Annotated in this window: 25 protein-coding genes and 1 tRNA gene; 25 read left to right on the forward strand and 1 reads right to left on the reverse strand. The window is 59.6% G+C overall.

Going from position 1 to position 19,367, the window contains the following annotated elements:
• The first annotated feature begins 11 nt into the window (after positions 1-11).
• The 15 genes from fliI to I3J13_RS03590 all read left to right on the forward strand — a co-directional run bounded on the left by fliI (position 12) and on the right by I3J13_RS03590 (position 12,096).
• Positions 12-1,418, forward strand: coding sequence for a flagellar protein export ATPase FliI (gene fliI / locus I3J13_RS03520; RefSeq protein ID WP_020811273.1), 1,407 nt, complete (start codon positions 12-14; stop codon positions 1,416-1,418).
• Between the two features lie 42 nt (positions 1,419-1,460).
• Positions 1,461-1,985, forward strand: coding sequence for a hypothetical protein (locus I3J13_RS03525; protein WP_233283552.1), 525 nt, complete (start codon positions 1,461-1,463; stop codon positions 1,983-1,985).
• Positions 1,986-2,156: 171 nt separating this feature from the next.
• Entirely contained in the window at positions 2,157-2,549 is a 393-nt protein-coding gene (gene flgB / locus I3J13_RS03530; protein ID WP_004432502.1) for a flagellar basal body rod protein FlgB, read from the forward strand.
• A 3-nt stretch (positions 2,550-2,552) separates the two neighbouring features.
• The gene (gene flgC, locus I3J13_RS03535; protein WP_004432501.1) at positions 2,553-2,972 is read left to right on the forward strand and encodes a flagellar basal body rod protein FlgC; all 420 of its coding nucleotides are present in this window, start codon (positions 2,553-2,555) and stop codon (positions 2,970-2,972) included.
• The gene (gene fliE, locus I3J13_RS03540; protein ID WP_020811276.1) at positions 2,969-3,304 is read left to right on the forward strand and encodes a flagellar hook-basal body complex protein FliE; all 336 of its coding nucleotides are present in this window, start codon (positions 2,969-2,971) and stop codon (positions 3,302-3,304) included. Before flgC ends, fliE begins: the two co-directional genes overlap by 4 nt.
• A gap of 18 nt (positions 3,305-3,322) precedes the next feature.
• Positions 3,323-4,111, forward strand: a complete 789-nt coding sequence (gene flgG / locus I3J13_RS03545) for a flagellar basal-body rod protein FlgG (RefSeq protein ID WP_004432499.1) — start codon at positions 3,323-3,325, stop codon at positions 4,109-4,111.
• A gap of 20 nt (positions 4,112-4,131) precedes the next feature.
• The gene (gene flgA, locus I3J13_RS03550) at positions 4,132-4,620 is read left to right on the forward strand and encodes a flagellar basal body P-ring formation chaperone FlgA (protein WP_059760559.1); all 489 of its coding nucleotides are present in this window, start codon (positions 4,132-4,134) and stop codon (positions 4,618-4,620) included.
• On the forward strand, positions 4,617-5,738 hold the full coding sequence (locus tag I3J13_RS03555) for a flagellar basal body P-ring protein FlgI (protein WP_004432497.1): 1,122 nt from the start codon (positions 4,617-4,619) through the stop codon (positions 5,736-5,738). The genes flgA and I3J13_RS03555 overlap by 4 nt, the downstream gene beginning before the upstream one ends.
• Entirely contained in the window at positions 5,735-6,271 is a 537-nt protein-coding gene (locus I3J13_RS03560; RefSeq protein WP_196378032.1) for a MotE family protein, read from the forward strand. Before I3J13_RS03555 ends, I3J13_RS03560 begins: the two co-directional genes overlap by 4 nt.
• Positions 6,268-6,987 (forward strand): flagellar basal body L-ring protein FlgH, encoded by a 720-nt coding sequence (gene flgH, locus I3J13_RS03565; RefSeq protein WP_020810646.1) that lies wholly within the window; start codon positions 6,268-6,270, stop codon positions 6,985-6,987. Before I3J13_RS03560 ends, flgH begins: the two co-directional genes overlap by 4 nt.
• 28 nt (positions 6,988-7,015) lie before the next feature.
• Positions 7,016-7,516 carry a flagellar basal body-associated FliL family protein gene (locus tag I3J13_RS03570; protein WP_065654462.1) on the forward strand — a complete coding sequence of 167 codons (501 nt, stop codon included), beginning with the start codon at positions 7,016-7,018 and terminating at the stop codon, positions 7,514-7,516.
• A complete protein-coding gene (gene fliP, locus I3J13_RS03575; RefSeq protein WP_059760555.1) occupies positions 7,513-8,250 on the forward strand; it encodes a flagellar type III secretion system pore protein FliP in 738 nt (245 codons plus the stop codon). Before I3J13_RS03570 ends, fliP begins: the two co-directional genes overlap by 4 nt.
• A gap of 372 nt (positions 8,251-8,622) precedes the next feature.
• The gene (locus I3J13_RS03580; RefSeq protein ID WP_020810649.1) at positions 8,623-9,543 is read left to right on the forward strand and encodes a flagellin N-terminal helical domain-containing protein; all 921 of its coding nucleotides are present in this window, start codon (positions 8,623-8,625) and stop codon (positions 9,541-9,543) included.
• A 408-nt stretch (positions 9,544-9,951) separates the two neighbouring features.
• Entirely contained in the window at positions 9,952-10,914 is a 963-nt protein-coding gene (locus I3J13_RS03585; protein WP_142778667.1) for a flagellin N-terminal helical domain-containing protein, read from the forward strand.
• 240 nt (positions 10,915-11,154) lie between these two features.
• Positions 11,155-12,096, forward strand: coding sequence for a flagellin N-terminal helical domain-containing protein (locus tag I3J13_RS03590; protein ID WP_020810651.1), 942 nt, complete (start codon positions 11,155-11,157; stop codon positions 12,094-12,096).
• Between the two features lie 187 nt (positions 12,097-12,283).
• Here I3J13_RS03590 and I3J13_RS03595 read toward each other — a convergent pair.
• A tRNA-Thr gene (locus I3J13_RS03595) sits at positions 12,284-12,358 on the reverse strand.
• Between the two features lie 155 nt (positions 12,359-12,513).
• Here I3J13_RS03595 and I3J13_RS03600 point away from each other — a divergent pair.
• The 10 genes from I3J13_RS03600 (at position 12,514) to I3J13_RS03645 (ending at position 19,365) form a co-directional block, all read left to right on the forward strand.
• A complete protein-coding gene (locus tag I3J13_RS03600) occupies positions 12,514-12,780 on the forward strand; it encodes a hypothetical protein (RefSeq protein ID WP_004432485.1) in 267 nt (88 codons plus the stop codon).
• A gap of 103 nt (positions 12,781-12,883) precedes the next feature.
• Positions 12,884-14,176: a UDP-N-acetylglucosamine 1-carboxyvinyltransferase gene (gene murA, locus I3J13_RS03605; RefSeq protein ID WP_004432483.1), complete on the forward strand. Its 1,293-nt coding sequence runs from the start codon at positions 12,884-12,886 to the stop codon at positions 14,174-14,176.
• Positions 14,177-14,290: 114 nt separating this feature from the next.
• Entirely contained in the window at positions 14,291-14,731 is a 441-nt protein-coding gene (locus tag I3J13_RS03610) for a DUF2948 family protein (protein ID WP_004432481.1), read from the forward strand.
• A 133-nt stretch (positions 14,732-14,864) separates the two neighbouring features.
• Entirely contained in the window at positions 14,865-16,163 is a 1,299-nt protein-coding gene (gene hisD / locus I3J13_RS03615) for a histidinol dehydrogenase (RefSeq protein ID WP_196378033.1), read from the forward strand.
• Positions 16,164-16,166: 3 nt separating this feature from the next.
• Positions 16,167-16,640: a UPF0262 family protein gene (locus I3J13_RS03620; RefSeq protein WP_004432477.1), complete on the forward strand. Its 474-nt coding sequence runs from the start codon at positions 16,167-16,169 to the stop codon at positions 16,638-16,640.
• A gap of 2 nt (positions 16,641-16,642) precedes the next feature.
• Positions 16,643-17,131: an arsenate-mycothiol transferase ArsC gene (locus I3J13_RS03625; RefSeq protein ID WP_004432476.1), complete on the forward strand. Its 489-nt coding sequence runs from the start codon at positions 16,643-16,645 to the stop codon at positions 17,129-17,131.
• A 143-nt stretch (positions 17,132-17,274) separates the two neighbouring features.
• The gene (gene infA / locus I3J13_RS03630; protein WP_003503453.1) at positions 17,275-17,493 is read left to right on the forward strand and encodes a translation initiation factor IF-1; all 219 of its coding nucleotides are present in this window, start codon (positions 17,275-17,277) and stop codon (positions 17,491-17,493) included.
• Positions 17,494-17,526: 33 nt separating this feature from the next.
• On the forward strand, positions 17,527-18,150 hold the full coding sequence (locus I3J13_RS03635; RefSeq protein WP_020010410.1) for a Maf-like protein: 624 nt from the start codon (positions 17,527-17,529) through the stop codon (positions 18,148-18,150).
• Between the two features lie 3 nt (positions 18,151-18,153).
• Positions 18,154-18,381 (forward strand): DNA gyrase inhibitor YacG, encoded by a 228-nt coding sequence (gene yacG, locus I3J13_RS03640; RefSeq protein ID WP_065654468.1) that lies wholly within the window; start codon positions 18,154-18,156, stop codon positions 18,379-18,381.
• A gap of 150 nt (positions 18,382-18,531) precedes the next feature.
• Positions 18,532-19,365: a DUF6030 family protein gene (locus I3J13_RS03645; RefSeq protein ID WP_196378034.1), complete on the forward strand. Its 834-nt coding sequence runs from the start codon at positions 18,532-18,534 to the stop codon at positions 19,363-19,365.
• Positions 19,366-19,367 lie beyond the last annotated feature (2 nt).

Consider the following 19,367-nt stretch of genomic DNA (forward strand, 5'->3'; position numbering starts at 1 on the left):
GGAACTGAGTAATGACAATGCCGGAATCCATGCTCTCGGCTGACGCCATTTCACCGAAGCTCGCACAACTGGCCAGCCTTGCCGGGCATTATGCCGATCCGGAGTTTTCGGTGGCGCATGGCGGTCATGTCCGCACCATCGCCGCCGGGCACTATACGGTTTCCGGCCTGTCACGGCATGTGCGGCTTGGAGAATTCGTCGCCCATCGCAGCGCGACCGGCATTCATCTCGGCGAAGTCGTGCGCGTGGAACCGGACATCTGCTATGTCTGCCCCATCGAGCCCGGCGAGCCGATCGGCATACACGATACCGTCATCCGCAAGGGCGCCTTCCGCGTCTCGCCCGACGACAGCTGGTGCGGGCGTACCATCAATGCGCTCGGCGAACCTATCGACGGCCAGGGGCCGCTGGCCTCCGGCATCGAGCGCCGTTCGATTTCCAACAATGCGCCGCCCTCGATGACGCGCAAAAGGGTGGAGACGCCTTTCAAGACCGGTGTGCGGGCAATCGATATCTTCTCGCCGCTTTGCCTCGGCCAGCGCCTCGGCATTTTTGCCGGTTCCGGTGTGGGCAAATCCACGCTGCTGTCGATGCTCGCCAAGGCGGACGCCTTCGACAAGGTGGTGATTGCGCTTGTCGGCGAACGTGGCCGTGAAGTGCGCGAATTCATCGAAGACACGATGGGCGAGAATATGAGCAAGTCCATCGCCGTCGTCGCGACGAGCGATGAGAGCCCGATGCTGCGCAAGATGGCCCCGCTTTCTGCCGTCACCATCGCCGAACATTTTCGCGATCAGGGCGACAATGTCCTTCTCATCATCGACAGCGTGACGCGCTTTGCCCATGCGATCCGCGAAGTGGCGGTCGCTTCGGGAGAGCCTCCGGTGGCGCGCGGCTATCCGGCCTCGGTCTTCACCGAACTGCCGCGCCTTCTGGAGCGGGCGGGACCGGGCGCGGAAGGCACCGGCACCATCACCGCCATCGTCTCCATTCTAGTGGATGGCGACAATCACAACGACCCGATTGCCGATTCGACGCGCGGTATTCTCGATGGCCATATCGTGCTCGACCGCAGCCTTGCCGAAGAAGGCCGTTACCCGCCGATCAACCCGCTCGCCTCGATCTCGCGTCTCGCCAAGAAGGCCTGGACACCGGATCAGGAAAAGCTGGTGTCGCGCCTCAAGGCGCTGGTGCATCGCTTCGAGGAAACGCGCGATCTTCGCCTCATCGGCGGTTATCGGCCCGGCACCGATCCTGATCTCGACATGGCGGTGAAGCAGGTCCCGATCATCTATGAAACGTTGAAACAGCTGCCGAGCGAACCGGCGGCGCAGGATGCCTATGCCGATCTGGCGACCGCATTGCGCGGGGGAGCACAGAATGGCCAGCCCCAGGTAAACCCGAGAATGAGAGGCTGACCCGTGAACAAGAAGCGGAACGACACTAGCCACGATGAAGACGTGCTTCCCAGGCCCGTTTTCTTTACGCCTGACCGTATTCTTGCATGGACGGGCATCGGGCTTGCCGCAGCAGCAGCCTTTTTCCCCTGGTACGTGTTTTTCAACGAAGAAAAATTCGGCATGAAGGTGGCGGGCGGCGACCGCACCCGCGATCTGCCCCATACCGGCCCACGGGAAGTCTTCAGCGTTTCGCCGATGGCCATGACCAACCGCAACAAGGAAGACACCCCGCCGCCGGCGGAGCTGCCCGACATGCTGACGACGGCGACCGTGAACGCAGGCGGCAAGGAAAAACAGAACAATCTGGCAGCCGGGATCGAGGATCAGCCGTTCCCCGGCCAGACCTCCTTCCGCCTGCTGCATGTTTCCAACGGGCGCGCCCTGATCGAGGACGGTTCGGGCATGTATATGGTGAGGGTCGGTTCGACCCTGCCGGACAATGCGTTGCTGACGAAGATCGAGCAGCGCAACGGCGAATGGCTGATAGAGACGTCTTCCGGGAAAACCTATCGCCCTGAAAAATAAAAGATTTCTCTCTGGTTCAAAAGGCGCGCCGCATCTGCCGGCGCGCCTTTTTTGTTTTGGGCAGGCCGCATCCATATCCGCGTCTTGCGCCGTTCCGCGCCTTCTCCCCTCCCCGCAAGTCTGACGCAAGATTAGCCCCGTAGGTTCGGGCCATACGAGATGGAGAAGTCTATGCAACCGATTCAACTGTTCGATCTGGCATCCCGCCAAGCGGAATGGCTGAGCGTGCGGCAGGAAGTCGTGGCGACCAACATCGCCAACGCCAACACACCCAAGTTCCGCGCCAAGGATGTCAGCCCTTTCGAAGCGGTCATGCAGGCCACCAGCCAGCAGGTCGGCATGGCGAGGACCAACCCTGCCCACTTCGGCGAGAGCACCCTCAGCGACAATATCGCGGTGCGCGACAACCCGGTCAATAACGAGATCGGCATGCAGGAATCGGGCAATTCGGTCGCGCTTGCGGAAGAAATGACCAAGACCGGCGAGATCAAGCGGCAGTACGAGCTGAACGCCAATCTCGTCAAATCCTTCCATCGCATGATGCTGATGACGGTTAAGAGGTAAGCCATGGATCCCTTGAGTGCGGCGAGCAAGATTGCCGGCAGCGGCCTAGAAGTGCAGTCCACACGACTGCGCATCGTCTCCGAAAACATCGCCAACGCCAGATCGACCGGCGACACCCCCGGCGCCGACCCCTATCGCCGCAAGACCATCACTTTCGGTTCCGAGCTCGACCGTGTCAGCGGCGTGGAGCGCGTAACGGTGAAGAAGCTCGGCGTCGACCGTGGCGATTTCGTCAACGAGTACGATCCCGGCAACCCGGCCGCCGACAGCAACGGCATGGTGAAGATGCCGAACGTCAATATCCTGATCGAAATGGCGGACATGCGCGAAGCAAACCGCAGCTACGACGCCAATCTTCAGGTCATCCGCCAGACACGCGACCTCGTCGCCTCCACAATCGACCTTCTGAAGGCATCGCAATGATCGACGGTATCAAGCAAGTCAGTTCCCTTTCGCTCACCCGCGGCGCAAGCGGCATTTCCTCACTGACGGAAAGCGTTTTCGGCAGCGAGCAGACGACGCCCGCCCAGCAGACGGGCGCAAGCTTCGCCAGCGTTCTCGGCAATATCTCGGTGGATGCGATGAACAATCTGAAGAAGGCGGAAGTGGCCTCCTTCGAAGGCATTCAGGGTAAGGCGAATACGCGTGAAGTGGTCGATGCCATGCTTTCGGCCGAACAGTCGCTGCAGACCGCCATCGCACTCCGAGACAAGATCGTGTCGGCCTATCTCGACATTACCAAGATGCAGATCTAGCCCAGCAGGAATATTGACATGAGAGCTCTTGCCATCGCTGCCACCGGTATGGACGCCCAGCAGACCAATCTGGAAGTCATCGCCAACAACATCGCCAATATCAACACCACCGGTTACAAGCGCGCGCGTGCGGAGTTCACCGATCTTCTTTACCAGACCGAGCGCATGCAGGGCGTGCCGAACCGCGCTAACCAGGCGATCGTACCCGAAGGCGCCAATATCGGCCTCGGCGTGCAGACCTCGGCCGTGCGCAACATCCACACCCAGGGCAACCTGATCGAGACCGGCAACAAGCTGGACGTCGCGATCATCGGCCAGGGCTGGTTCCAGATCGAGGCGGCGGACGGTTCGACGCTCTACAGCCGCGCCGGCGCCTTCAACAAGAATGCCGACGGCAATCTGGTGACGATCGATGGCTATAACGTCATTCCGAACATCAATATCCCGACCGACGCGCAGGACATCACCGTTACCCGCACGGGACAGGTGACCGCCCGTATCGGCAATGCCACGGAATTCACCGAACTCGGCCAGCTCACCATCGCCAACTTTGCCAACGAAGCCGGCCTGAAGCCACTTGGCGACAACCTTTTCGCCCAGACGCCGGCCTCCGGCGACGCGGTGATCGGCGTGCCTGACGATCCGAGCTACGGCTACATCAAGCAGTCCTATCTCGAAGGCTCGAACGTCGACGCCGTCAAGGAAATCACCGACCTGATCACGGCGCAGCGCGCCTACGAGATGAATTCCAAGGTCATCACCACCGCTGACGAAATGGCTTCGATTGTCAGCAAGAACCTGAAGTAAGAGCGGAAAGGCAGGCGAACATGAGGTTTGGCCGGAAACATAGCAGCAGCAGAACGGCGCTCGTCCGTATATGCCTTGCGTCTGCCTTTTCACTGGGCGCCCTGACGCCCGCTCTTGCCCAGGCGCCGATGGCGCTGGTTCCCACCCGCACGATCTATCCGGGCGAGACGATCACGCCCGAACAGGTGAAGCCGGTGGAAGTGACCAATCCCAATATTTCCTCGGGTTATGCGAGCGATATCAGCGAAGTGGAAGGCATGATCTCCAAGCAGACCCTGCTTCCCGGACGCACGATCCCCGTTGCCGCCCTGCGCGAACCCTCGCTGGTGGTGCGCGGCACCAGCGTCAAACTCGTCTTCACCATCGGCAACATGACGCTGATGGCTTCGGGAACGCCGATGACCGACGGCTCGCTCGGCGAAATCGTGCGGGTGCGCAACATCGATTCCGGTGTCATCGTCAACGGCACGGTCATGAAGGACGGAACCATTCAGGTGATGGCGAAATGAGAGTGCTTCGTATCCTGGCCGCAGCCATTCTGTTTTCGGCCCAGCCCTTCCTTTCCGTTCCGGCAGCGCACGCGGATACATCCCGCATCAAGGATATCGCATCGCTGCAGGCGGGGCGTGACAACCAGCTGATCGGTTACGGTCTCGTGGTCGGTCTGCAGGGCACGGGCGACAGCCTGCGCTCCTCACCGTTTACCGAACAATCCATGCGCGCGATGCTGCAGAATCTCGGCATCACCACGCAGGGCGGCCAGTCGAATGCCAAGAACATCGCCGCCGTGATGGTGACGACCAATCTGCCGCCCTTCGCCAGCCCCGGCAGCCGTGTCGACGTGACGGTCAGCTCGCTGGGCGATGCCTCGTCGCTGCGCGGCGGCACGCTCATCATGACCTCGCTTTCCGGCGCGGACGGGCAGATTTACGCGGTCGCCCAGGGTGCGCTGATCGTCAACGGCTTTTCGGCGCAGGGCGATGCCGCGACGCTGACGCAGGGCGTCACCACCTCCGCCCGCGTGCCGAACGGCGCGATCATCGAGCGGGAGCTGCCGTCCAAGTTCAAGGATTCGGTCAATCTGGTCCTTCAGCTGCGCAATCCCGATTTTTCGACGGCCGTTCGCGTCGCCGATGTCGTCAACGCCTTTGCGCGCGCCCGTTATGGCGATCCCATCGCCGAGCCGCGCGATTCGCAGGAAATCGCGGTGCAGAAGCCCCGTGTCGCGGATCTCACCCGGCTGATGGCGGAAATCGAAAACCTGACCGTGGAAACGGATACGCCGGCCAAGGTCGTCATCAACGAGCGCACCGGCACGATCGTCATCGGCGCGGATGTGCGCATTTCCCGCGTCGCGGTCAGCTACGGAACGCTGACCGTGCAGGTGACGGAATCGCCGCAGGTCATCCAGCCGGCGCCCTTCTCGCGCGGCCAGACGGCCGTCCAGCCGCAGACGGATATCATGGCATTGCAGGAAGGCAGCAAGGTCGCCATCGTCGAAGGGCCTGACCTTCGCACGCTGGTTGCCGGTCTCAACAGCATCGGGCTCAAGGCGGACGGCATCATCGCCATTCTGCAAGGCATCAAATCCGCCGGCGCCCTTCAGGCGGAGCTTGTGCTGCAATGATGGAAACTCGGAAGAACAACGCTTTCCCGAATGGTCTTGTCCGCTTCGCGGCCGTCGCCTCGCTGCTTTTCCTGCTTCCCGCTGCTGACGCCGAAAGCCAGCAGAACGTGGTTTCGGAACTCAGCACGCAGGATGAAATCCAGAAATTCTGCACCAACATCGCCGATGCGGCCCGCGACCAGCGCTATCTGCTGCAAAAGCAGGAGCTGGAAAAGCTGCAGTCCGACGTCAACGAGCGCATTGCCGTGCTGGAAGACCGCAAGGCGGAATATGAGGACTGGCTGGCCCGCCGCGAACATTTCCTCAATCAGGCGAAAAGCAATCTCGTCGATATCTACAAGACGATGAAGGCCGATGCCGCCGCGCCCCAGCTCGAAAAGATGCATGTGGAAATAGCGGCCGCCATCATCATGCAGCTGCCCCCGCGCCAATCGGGCCTCATCCTCAGCGAGATGGATGCGCAGAAGGCCGCTGTCGTCGCCGGCATCATGTCGCAGGCAACCGATAAAAACACTTCGAAGGATCCTTCATGAGCACGCGTCGTCTTCCGGCCCTCCTCCTGCCGCTCGCCTTGCTTGCCGGCTGCCAGAACAACCAGACCCTGAAGGAAATCGGCAACGCACCGGCGATGAGCCCGATCGGCAGCGGCCTGCAATTCAGCCAGACGCCGCAAATGGGCATGTATCCGAAGCAGCCGAAGCACATGGCGAGCGGCTATTCGCTGTGGAGCGACAGCCAGGGCGCCCTGTTCAAGGATCTGCGCGCGCTCAACATCGGCGACATCCTGACCGTCAACATCCAGATCAACGACAAGGCCGATTTCGACAACGAGACCGAGCGCAACCGCACCAATTCCAGCGGTTTGAACTGGAAGGCGGATGCGCAGGTGTTCGGCTGGAACCCGAAGGCCGATTCCAGCATCAATTACGGTTCCGACACCGACACCCAGGCAAAGGGCAAGACCAAGCGTTCTGAAAAGCTGACGCTCCTCGTGGCCGCCGTGGTGACCGGCATTCTGGAAAACGGCAACCTCATCATCAGCGGTTCGCAGGAAGTGCGCGTGAACCACGAAATCCGTATCCTCAATGTCGGCGGTATCGTCAGGCCGCAGGATGTGGATGCACAGAACATGATCTCCTACGAGCGCATCGCGGAAGCGCGCATCTCCTATGGCGGTCGCGGACGTCTGACGGAAGTGCAGCAGCCCCCGGTCGGGCAACAGGTCGTCGACCTGTTCTCGCCGCTCTGACCTCGGCACACGGGAACGGGACTGACCCATGGAAAACGAACAGGCTGAGGGCAAGAAAAAATCCTCCCCTCTGGTCATGACCATCGCAGGCGTTGCGATCCTCACCCTGCTCGGCGCGGGCGGCGGCTGGCTGGTGGGCGGCATGATCGCGCCGAAGATCGCCGGCGCGGAGGCGCATGCCCCGGCTGCCGCCGGCGGACACGGCGAGAAAAAGGAAGAGGGTATCGAGAAAATCTCGGCCGAAGCGAACGGCATCGTCCAGCTCGATCCCATTACCACCAACCTCGCCTATCCCTCGACGAACTGGGTGCGGCTGGAAGTGGCGCTGATGTTCAAGGGGCCGGTCGAGGTGGGTCTGGCGGAAGAGATCCACCAGGACATCATGGCCTATGTCCGCACCGTTTCCCTTCAGCAGCTGGAAGGGCCGCGCGGCTTTCAATATCTTAAGGATGACATTCAGGAACGAGTTGACCTGCGCTCTCAAGGACGCGTATCCAAGGTCATGTTCCGGACCTTTGTCATCGAATGATTCGATTTCTTGTAACCATCGCCGTCCTCCTTGCCTTGCCGGGTCTTGCCAGTGCCCAGCAATTTCCGTCCGATCTGTTCAACACGCAGATAGACGGCTCCGTCGCGGCATGGATCATCCGCACCTTCGGCCTGTTGACGGTTCTCTCGGTCGCGCCGGGCATCCTGATCATGGTCACGAGCTTTCCGCGCTTCGTGATCGCCTTTTCGATCCTCAGATCCGGCATGGGACTGGCTTCGACCCCGTCCAACATGATCCTGCTGTCGATGGCGATGTTCATGACCTTCTACGTCATGTCGCCCACCTTCGACAAAGCCTGGACCGACGGCGTGCAGCCGCTTCTGCAGAACCAGATCAACGAACAGCAGGCCGTGCAGCGCATCGCCGAGCCCTTCCGCACCTTCATGAACGCCAATACGCGTGACAAGGATCTGAAGCTTTTTGTGGATATCGCCCGCGAGCGCGGCCAGGAAGTGATGACCGACAATGTCGTCGATTACCGCGTGCTCGTTCCGGCCTTCATGCTGTCGGAAATCCGGCGCGGTTTCGAGATCGGTTTTCTCATCATCCTGCCGTTTCTGGTCATCGATCTGATCGTCGCCACCATCACCATGGCGATGGGCATGATGATGCTGCCGCCGACCTCGATTTCCCTGCCGTTCAAGATCCTGTTCTTCGTGCTGATCGACGGCTGGAACCTGCTGGTCGGCAGTCTCGTCAGATCGTTCAACTGACGGCCTCTGTGCCTGATTGACACCCGTTAACCCTGTTTTTTAACCCCGCGTGCCCAGGTACGCGGGTTTTGCGCGTTTTTACGCTTTGGTTACCAGTTTTTCTGGCGACTTGGTAACTATCTTTTTAAATAAAAAAATTACCATTTAACTAAATCAAAAAGTAACCATAAGTATTTTCCAATATTTCTTGGCTGCCAAATTAATAATTGGGCAATTTTTCGCTGCGAATTTCTTTCTACACGCAGCGGGTTTGGTTTCTGAAACTAAGCATTTCCGAACCGAGTGGCATGAAGCCGAAACGTTGCGACCGGTAATACCAAACCCGGTATGTCCCCACTCCAGTATCTCGTAAAAACAAGGGACACATTTATTATGGCAAGCATTCTCACCAACACCAACGCAATGGCCGCTCTCTCGACCCTGCGTTCCATCGCTTCCGACCTGTCGACCACGCAGGACCGCATTTCTTCCGGCCTGAAGGTTGGTTCGGCTTCGGACAACGCTGCTTACTGGTCGATCGCGACCACCATGCGTTCCGACAACAAGGCTCTGGGCGCAGTATCTGACGCACTGGGCATGGGCGCTGCCAAGGTTGACACCGCATCTGCCGGTATGGAAGCCGCTATCGATGTTGTTACCCAGATCAAGGCCAAGGTCGTTGCCGCAAAGGAAGAAGGCGTCGACAAGACCAAGATTCAGGAAGAAGTTACCCAGCTTCTCGATCAGCTGAAGTCGATCGGCACGGGCGCTTCGTTCAACGGTGAAAACTGGCTCGTTTCCACCGCCAACGCCACCAAGACGGTCGTATCCGGCTTCGTCCGTGACGACAACGGCAATGTCAGCGTCAAGACGACGGACTACGCGCTGGATGCATCGTCCATGCTCTACACCGAAGCGACGCCGGGCACGATCGATGCCAACTCCGGTATCCTGAACGCTACCGGTGCAACCACCACCGTCGGCGCCAAGACCTACACCCAGATCTCCGTTCTCGACCTCAACGTCGGCACCGATGACCTGGACAACGCTCTTTACTCCGTTGAAACGGCCCTGACGAAGATGACCAGCGCCGGCGCCAAGCTCGGCTCGCTGTCTGCACGTATCGACCTGCAGACCGACTTCGCCGACAAGCTGTCCGACTCCATCGAAAAGGGTGTTGGCCGCCTCGTCGACGCCGACATGAACGAAGAGTCCACCAAGCTGAAGGCTCTGCAGACGCAGCAGCAGCTGGCAATCCAGGCTCTGTCGATCGCCAACAGCGACTCGCAGAACATCCTGTCGCTCTTCCGCTAAGAGCTGAACTTCTCATAGCCCTTCGGGGCTGGGGGACCCATTTTCTTCCCACATGCATTCGGGGGCTGACCAAATGCATATCCGGGCAGAAAGCATAAAGGTTCGATAGGCTGAATCGAACCGAATGCACCAGACAGGCCGCATCCCGAATAAGGATGCGGCCTTATCTTTTTTTTAAATATTTCGGGATACGCGCGCGCACGCGCGAGAGTTGTAATTTTGAATTTTCATAATGCTGATTTTCTTTTCCCGCTTATCAATTCATTAACCAAACTGGCGTTACCTAAGCTCATCGAAACGGCGAGCTAACGTTAAAAATCAGCCAGTTAGCAGGCATGATGCTGTGCGCCGTTCCCGGTGAAACCGGAATGTCCCTTCTTTAATCAGCCATTCAAGGGGCACACTACTATGACGAGCATTATTACCAATGTCGCAGCAATGTCTGCGCTCCAGACTCTGCGCACCATCGGCCAGAACATGGAATCCACCCAGGCACGCGTTTCCTCCGGCCTCCGCGTTGGCGAAGCTGCTGACAATGCTGCCTACTGGTCGATCGCGACCACCATGCGCTCCGACAACATGGCGCTTTCCTCGGTTTCCGACGCTCTCGGCCTCGGCGCCGCCAAGGTAGACACCGCTTCTGCCGGCATGGAATCGGCAATCGAAGTCGTTAAGGAAATCAAGGCAAAGCTGGTCACGGCAACTGAAGAAGGCGTCGACCGCACCAAGGTTCAGGAAGAAATCGATCAGCTGCAGAACCAGCTCGTATCGATCGCACAGGGCGCATCCTTCTACGGCGAAAACTGGCTCGTAGGCACTTCGACCCTCGGCGCTACCACGCCTGGCACGGACCCGGACAAGTCGGTCGTCGCTGGCTTCGTTCGCTCCACCGGCGGTGCCGTTAACGTCACGACCACGAAATACGCCCTCGACAACACCGCAACCGGCAACACTCTTTTCGGTTCGGTTGACGCCACGGGCGCCCCCGACACGAGCGGTATTCTCGGCACGACCGGAACGTTCACGACTGTCACCGCTCAGTCCGTCTACACACTGGACATCACCCAGTATGCAGCCGCAGACCGCGCCACCAACATGGCCGAAGCACTGACGCTGGTTGAAAACGCTCTCAAGGCAATGACGAGCGCCGCAGCCAAGCTCGGCTCGCTCTCCATGCGTATCGGCCTGCAGGAAGACTTCGCTTCCAAGCTGTCCGACTCCATCGACAAGGGCATTGGCCGCCTCGTGGACGCTGACATGAACGAAGAGTCCACCCGCCTCAAGGCCCTGCAGACCCAGCAGCAGCTCGGCGTTCAGGCTCTCTCGATCGCCAACAGCAACTCCGAAAGCATCCTGTCGCTCTTCCGTTAATCGAAGACCGAAAGCGAAAAAATCAACCGCGCCGAAAGGCGCGGTTTTTGTTTGTGCAATTGACTGCAAAATTCATTCATTTCTTGATTAAGACTTCATTAACCAAATCACCGCTAAATCAAGCCATCGAAACGACTCGTTAACCAAGACGAAAAAGAGGTTAACAGGCATCACGCCGCGTTGTCGTTTCCGGCGATCCCGGAATGTCCCTTCCCATTTAGCCAGCTCAGAGGGGCAATTATGACAAGTATTCTGACAAACACCGCCGCCATGTCGGCGCTTCAGACACTGCGTGCAATCAGCGGCCAGCTCGAAGACACACAATCCAGAGTTTCTTCCGGGCTGCGCGTTAAAACGGCTTCCGACAACGCCGCTTACTGGTCGATCGCGACCACCATGCGTTCGGACAACATGGCCCTTTCCGCGGTTCAGGATGCACTGGGACTGGGTGCCGCGAAGATCGATGTCGCCTATTCCGCAATGGAAAGCGCCGTCGAAGTCGTGAAAGAAATCAAATCGAAAATCGTCGCGGCAACCGAAGAGGGCGTCGACAAGACGAAGATCCAGGAAGAAATCGACCAGCTGAAAAAGCAGCTGGAATCGATTGCGCAGGGCGCGTCTTTCAGCGGTGAAAACTGGTTGCTGGGCACCGGCGCAAAGACCGTCGTTTCCGGCTTTGTCCGTGACGGCAGCGGTTCCGTCAACGTTACGAAAACCGACTATACGCTTATCGATACGACGACCGCGACAGAAACACCCAATGTGATTTTTGGCCTGACCGGCACGCCGGCAACGGTCGACACCACGAAAGGCATCATCGGAGAGGCCGGCGTAGCTTCGGGCATTTCCGTATGGGACATCGATCTCAAGCTTTTCGATAGTGCAACGCCCCCGACCTACACGATCGGCAATCTTCTCACCGATGTCGAAACCGCGTTTCAGTCGCTCAGCAGCGCCTCCTCCGCCCTCGGCTCCATCAAGATGCGCATCGGCCTGCAGGAAGATTTCATCTCCAAGCTCACCGACTCCATCGACAGCGGCATCGGCCGCCTGGTGGATGCGGATATGAACGAAGAATCAACCCGCCTCAAGGCATTGCAGACACAGCAGCAGCTGGGCATCCAGTCGCTTTCCATCGCCAATACCAGTTCCGAAAATATCCTGTCGCTATTCCGTCAGTAAGCGGCGCCCGATGGCTACGGGCGGTTTCGTCCCGCTCTGGCAGCAACAGAATATTCGGATATGGAAACCGCGCTTCGAAAGGGGCGCGGTTTTCCATTTGCCGCTAACTGCGTGGCGCGCGCATGCATCAACCGCCGCAGGCGACCGGTTCAACAACCACGTAAACATTTGAAATTTTGGAGAGAAATGGTGCTGCTAGAGAGATTTGAACTCTCGGCCTCTCCCTTACCAAGGGAGTGCTCTACCCCTGAGCTATAGCAGCATCCGGTGCCGAAGCGTTTGCTTCAGCATCAAGCGTGGCGGCCTATTGCCATAGGTTTTTGACGAGCGCAAGTCGCAAAACGATATTCTTCATCAAGCGGGGCAAAAAAGCGTGCCCCCTGTTGAAAAATACATTTTTCAGATATTGCTGAATCTATGAACGAACATCATGACAAACAGGCAAAGGCAGCGGTTTCCGCTGGCGCTTCCGCGGAAGCATCCGCCCCGGTGGCCGATGGTAAGCCGCAGGCGGGGCCCGGCGAAAAGGCGCGGCAGCGCGAGGCGGAACGCAAGGCGCGGGCGGCCAAGAAGCTTCGTGAAAATCTTTTAAAGCGCAAACAGCAGGTTCGCGCGCGCCGTGCCGGCGAAGAGGACGAGACGATTGGCCTGCCTGCCGCAAAAACGGACGAATCATCCTCATAGAGAATTCACCAAGCATAAATTGAAACGCCGCGGAAATTCGTCTAAGGACGCGCCTTTCCGCAAGGCACGATAAAGAAAGGCGGGCACAGGCCCGTAGGGACGCATGGATCGCATCAGAATTACGGGTGGCAACAAGCTAAACGGCATCATTCCCATCTCCGGCGCCAAAAACGCCGCCTTGCCGTTGATGATCGCATCGCTTCTGACCAGCGACACGCTGACGCTCGAAAACGTGCCGCATCTGGCGGACGTGGAGCAGCTCATCCGCATTCTCGGCAATCACGGCGTCGATATTTCCGTCAACGGTCGCCGCGAAAGCCAGGGCGAAGCCTATTCCCGCACCGTGCACTTCACCTGCCGCACCATTGTCGATACCACCGCACCTTACGAGCTGGTGTCCAAGATGCGCGCAAGCTTCTGGGTCATCGGCCCGCTTCTGGCGCGTGAGGGCCGCGCCCGCGTTTCCCTGCCCGGCGGCTGCGCCATCGGCACGCGCCCGGTCGACCTGTTCATCGAGGGCCTCGAGGCGCTTGGCGCAACGATGGAGATCGATGGCGGCTACATCAACGCCACGGCGCCCAAGGGCGGTCTGATCGGCGCGGTTTACACCTTCCCGAAAGTTTCCGTCGGCGCGACGCATGTGATGCTGATGGCCGCAAGCCTTGCCCGCGGCACCACCGTCATCCACAACGCCGCCCGCGAGCCGGAAGTGGTAGATCTTGCGCAATGCCTGATCGCCATGGGCGCGAAGATCGAAGGCGCCGGCACCTCTACCATCACCATCGAAGGCGTCACCTCGCTCTCTGGAGCACGTCACCGCGTTCTGCCGGATCGTATCGAAACCGGCACCTATGCCATGGCAGTGGCAATGACCGGCGGTGACGTGGTGCTGGAAGGCACGCGCGCAGCGCTGCTCGACAACGCGCTCGATACGCTCAGGCTTGCAGGCGCCACGATCAGCGAGACGGAGACAGGCCTTCGCGTCGTGCGCAACGGCAACGGCATCCAGCCGGTCGATATCGTCACCGAGCCCTTCCCCGGCTTCCCCACCGACCTGCAGGCGCAGTTCATGGCGCTGATGACCCGCTCGCAGGGTGTTTCGCATATCACCGAAACCATCTTTGAAAACCGCTTCATGCATGTGCAGGAACTCGCCCGTCTCGGTGCGAAGATTTCGCTTTCCGGCCAGATGGCCCGCATCGAGGGCGTCTCCCGCCTGAAGGGCGCGCCTGTCATGGCGACCGACCTGCGCGCTTCCGTATCGCTGGTCATTGCCGGCCTCGTGGCGGAAGGCGAGACCATGGTTTCGCGCGTCTACCACCTCGATCGCGGCTTCGAACGCCTTGAGGAAAAGCTCACCCGCTGCGGTGCACTGGTCGAACGCGTCAGCGATTGATCCTGTCTTCGCCGCTCATCCGTTTTCTACCCGTTGCAGAGTGGGCCCGGACTGCCTATTTCCAATGTAAGTCATGGAAATAGCGGTCCGCACCGCAGAAGAAGGAAGAAAAAGATGAGCGGCCTGAAATTGCTCGCGCTGGATACTGAAGATCTCTCTGTCATCTCGACACATATGCAGGACAGTGTCTTCAAGCTGAAGGATGTTGCCTTCGAGCCGAAGCACGGCCAGTTCACGCTTTCCGCCAACCGTTTTGTCTGGGAAAGCACTGACAAAAAGAACCTGCCGCCGGAACGCTGCCGCAGCGTCGTTTTCCTGAAACGGGTCTCGGCCGTCCGCTCGCACGGTATCAACCGCGCCGACAGGGAACAGGTGCTGTCGCTTCTGGCCATCCGCTTCGTGCAGAACGGCGAAGGACCTGATGGAGCCGTGGAATTGACGCTTTCGGGCGGCGGCGCCATCGCGCTTGATGTCGAATGCATCGAGGCGCAATTGACCGATGTGAGCGGCGCATGGGAAACGGCTGCCAAACCGCACCATCCAGACAGCGAATAAGCACACCGCGCCATTGCAACGGTTGCCTTTCGTCACCGTTTCGATTTATGCCACATACCAGAGCCGCAATTTTTCTGCGGTAAGTTCGTGCACCTCGCGGGATCGCCCGCGGGGACAATGAAAGGGTAATGGCGTGGCAATCTGGCTGGAGCAGGCGTCGGCGGATTTCGAACAGAAATTCGCGGCCTTCCTGACAACCAAGAGAGAAGTTTCCGAAGACGTCAACGCAACCGTTCGCGAGATCATCAACGATGTCCGCCATCGCGGCGATGCGGCCCTTGCCCATTATTCCCAGAAATTCGACGGTATCGATTTCACCAAGGTTTCGATGCGTGTCACGGCGGATGAGATCGATGCGGCCTTCGCCGCCGTCGACAGAAGCGTCATCGAGGCGCTTGAACTTGCCGCCCGGCGTATCGAAAAACACCATGCACGGCAGATGCCGAAGGATGATATTTATGAGGACGATATCGGCGTGGGCCTCGGCTCGCGCTGGACCGCCATCGAGGCCGTGGGCCTTTATGTGCCCGGCGGCACGGCCAGCTATCCAAGCTCGGTGCTGATGAACGCCGTGCCTGCCAGGGTCGCCGGTGTGGAGCGCATCGTCATGGTCGTGCCGGCCAATGGCGGTGCGGTCAATCCGGCGGTGCTGGCTGCGGCGCGTATTGCGGGCGTCGAGGAAATCTATCGCATCGGCGGCGCGCAGGCTGTCGCAGCCCTTGCCTATGGCACGGAAACCATCGCACCGGTCGCCAAGATCGTCGGTCCCGGCAATGCCTATGTGGCGGCCGCAAAGCGCCAGGTCTTCGGCACCGTCGGCATCGACATGATCGCCGGTCCCTCCGAAGTGCTGATCATTGCCGGCAGGGACAATGATCCCGACTGGCTTGCAGCCGATCTTCTGGCGCAGGCGGAGCATGATCGCGGCGCGCAATCCATCCTCATCACCGACAATGCCGAACTCGGCAAGGCCGTTGAAGCCGCTGTCGAGCGGCAGTTGAAGCGCCTGTCGCGCTCCGAGACGGCGGCGGCAAGCTGGGCCGATTTCGGCGCGGTCATTCTGGTCGAAAAGCTTTCCGACGCCATTCCGCTCGCCAACCGCATCGCCGCCGAGCATCTGGAACTTGCCGTCGATGACCCGGATGCCCTGATGGCGCATATCCGCAATGCAGGTGCGATTTTCGTCGGACGCCATACGCCGGAAGTGATCGGCGATTATGTCGGCGGCTCCAACCACGTGCTCCCGACAGCGCGGTCGGCGCGCTTCTCCTCTGGCCTCTCGGTGCTGGATTTCGTCAAGCGCACTTCGATCCTGCGGCTTGGGCCGGAGCAGTTGCGACAGCTTGCGCCCGCGGCCATCACCCTTGCCCGGTCCGAGGGACTGGACGCGCATGCGCGTTCCGTCTCCATTCGCCTCAATCCGGAAAGTTAAGCGATGGCTTCAGGCGATTTCCGGCTTTGCGACGTGGTACTGGACGACAGCATCGGCCGGTCCACGCCCGACGTGGAGCATGAACGCGCCGTCGCCATTTTCGACCTGATCGAAGAAAACAGCTTCGAACCTTTCGGCCATGATGGCGGCCCCTATCGGCTGCATATATCGCTGGTCGATGCCAAGCTGGTTTTTTCGATCCGCACCGAAGACGAGAAGGATGTCGCGACCCATATTCTGTCGCTGACGCCGTTCCGCCGCATCATCAAGGATTATTTCCTGATCTGCGAAAGCTATTACGAAGCGATCCGCTCCTCTACGCCGAGCCAGATCGAGGCGATCGACATGGGCCGGCGCGGCATTCACAATGATGGCTCGCAGACGCTGATGGACCGGCTTTCGGGCAAGATCAGGATCGATTTCGACACGGCGCGCCGCCTCTTCACCCTTGTCTGCGTGCTTTATTGGCGGGGTTAGAGATGATCGATCCTGCCGCAGCGCCAAACGAGGGACGAGCGCCGAAATCGGTCCTCTTCATGTGCGGCATGAACTCCATCCGTTCCCCCATGGCGGAGGTCATCGCCAAACGGCTGGTGGCGCCCGGCATCTACATCCAGTCCGCCGGCGTGCGGGCGGGCGAGCGCGATCCATTCGTGGATGCGGTGCTGGAAGAACAGGGCTTTTCGCTCGGCAAGCACAAGCCGCGCACTCTGGATGAGATCGAGGATGATTTTTTCGATCTGATCATTACATTGACGCCGGAAGCCCATCACGCCGCACTGGAACTGACGCGCTCGAATTCGCTGGACGTGGTCTATTGGCCGACCATGGACCCGACGGTGATCACAGGCACGCGCGAGCAGATTCTCGACGCCTATCGCGAGGTGCGGGACCATCTGGCAAAACTGATCTCGGAACGATTGCCAAGGCGGCAGCAGCCGGTGGCGGATACGCTTTCAAAAGACTGAAAACTGCCTCGGCCTGTTAAAATCAATCGCGATTTTCAAGCCGATGCTTTAGAGGTTCACAAATGTGCCGGGATTGTGTAGTTTCCGCGCAATTTTCCCGGACTCGATATGTCCGGCACTATCAACAGGAAGAAAACCCTTACATGACAAAAGAAGAAGTCCTTGAATTCCCGGGCATCGTAACCGAATTGCTGCCGAACGCAACATTCCGCGTGAAGCTTGAGAACGACCACGAAATCATCGCCCACACGGCGGGCCGCATGCGCAAGAACCGTATCCGCGTTCTGGCCGGCGACAAGGTGCTGGTCGAAATGACGCCTTACGACCTCACCAAGGGCCGCATCACCTATCGCTTCAAGTAATCCACCTTCCGCATCGGACGCCCGGGCAGCGCAATGACCAATTCAAAACAAAAGCTCGTTCTGGCATCCGGCTCGCCGCGGCGTCTGGAGCTGCTGCATCAGATCGGTATCGAACCGGCACGTCTGATGCCGATGGACATCGACGAGACGCCGGCCAAGCTCGAGCATCCGCGCACGCTCTGCCGCCGTCTGTCATTGCAGAAGGCGGAAGCCGCGCAGGCGGCGCTGAAGAACGAACAGGCGTGGAAAGACGCCTATGTTCTGGGATCCGATACGGTGGTCGCCGTTGGTCGCCGCATCGTCGGCAAGGCCGAATATACGGAAGAGGCCTCGGCGGCGCTGCATCTTCTCTCGGGACGCAGCCATTGGGTCTATACCGGCATCTGCCTTGTGACCCCCGGCGGCAAGATCCGCCAGAAGGTCGCGGAGACCAAGGTGCGCTTCAAGCGCCTCTCCACGCGGGAGATCGAGGCTTACATCGCGTCGGGCCAGTGGCGCGGCAAAGCTGGTGCCTATGGCATCCAGGGCATTGCCGGCGCCTTCGTGCAGAAACTGACCGGCTCCTATACCAATGTCGTCGGCCTGCCGCTTTATGAAACCATGTCGCTTCTTTCCGGAGAAGGATTTGAGGTGACTTCGGGCTGGCTCGAAGGATAGGCCATGGCAAAGTCCCCCACAGAAGGCGCTGGAAACGTCACCCCGCTTCGCAAATCCCAGCCATGCCCGGAATGCGGGCGGCCCTCGACGCGCGAAGACTATCCTTTCTGTTCGGATCGCTGCCGCTCGCTCGATCTCGCCCGCTGGCTGAACGGCTCCTACGCCATTCCGGTTGCGGACGATGAAAGCAGCGCCGGCGGACAGGACGGCGGCAAGAATAACGCCGAATGAGAACCTGCACCGCCGGAAACTTCGGCGGTGAATTGCATAAGATTTTCAGAGCCACCGCTCACACCACATATTCACCGGGTTGCCGACAGCCCGAAAAACCATATCAGAACCGGCTGACGCCTTTTTCCGCCAGCCCCTTAAGGTCTTGCGATGGACGCAGGCTTGCAAAAGAGAGTGAGCCATGGCGCGCTGCTGTTTGCGGTGCTGGCCGTTTGCCTTGCCATAGGCGCGACGGTGCTGCTAGCCAATGACAAGAAGCACCTCAAAAGCCTGCTGGCCTATCTCAATCTGACGCCCGCCATACAGTCCGCCACGCCACCGAAGATGAAGCCCGTCAAGCGGCAGAAACTCGCCGTCCAAAAAGTCTCTCTGCCGCCGCATCTGCTGAAGTTCGAGCAAGTGGGCGACAGAGCATCTTTCGCCCGCGATTTCGTTGTTTCCGGCAAGGAGCTTTGCGACCGCTTTACCACCGCAGGTTTCTCCAACCCGCGGGGCTGGCACGCGAGCCCGGTCAACATCCGCAGTTTCGAATGCATGGCCGATTTTGCGGCAGGAAACGCATCGGACCCGGCCGAGCGGGCATCGCTCTTTCTTGAAATCAGGGGGGAAGCCTCGGGGGAGGTTCGCTCCATCCGGATGAAGGCGGTTGCGCCCAAGACACCGGACGGAGCGGCCGTTCTGACGAAGCTCGATGAAGCACTCACCATGATTATCGGACAGACACGCTGGGCCGATCTAGCGGACATGCTGGAGCCGGCACGCCGGATGCAGCCCTATCAGGCACAACATTTCGGTATTTCGGTTTCCATAAAACCGGAACCGACGGCGCCGCATCGCCTGAACGTGATTTTGCTCGCAAGCGAACAATCGCCGGGGGTGAAGCTGACACGCAGCTTTTTTGACCGGGATGGCTGGCTTAGCCCAGCCGCGCGAATGGATCGGCCGGCGCTCTATCCTTCCGTCAATAAAGACCGTGTCCGGTGAGG

It is taken from the genome of Agrobacterium leguminum (genome assembly GCF_015704895.1).
Taxonomy (GTDB): Bacteria; Pseudomonadota; Alphaproteobacteria; order Rhizobiales; family Rhizobiaceae; genus Agrobacterium; species Agrobacterium leguminum.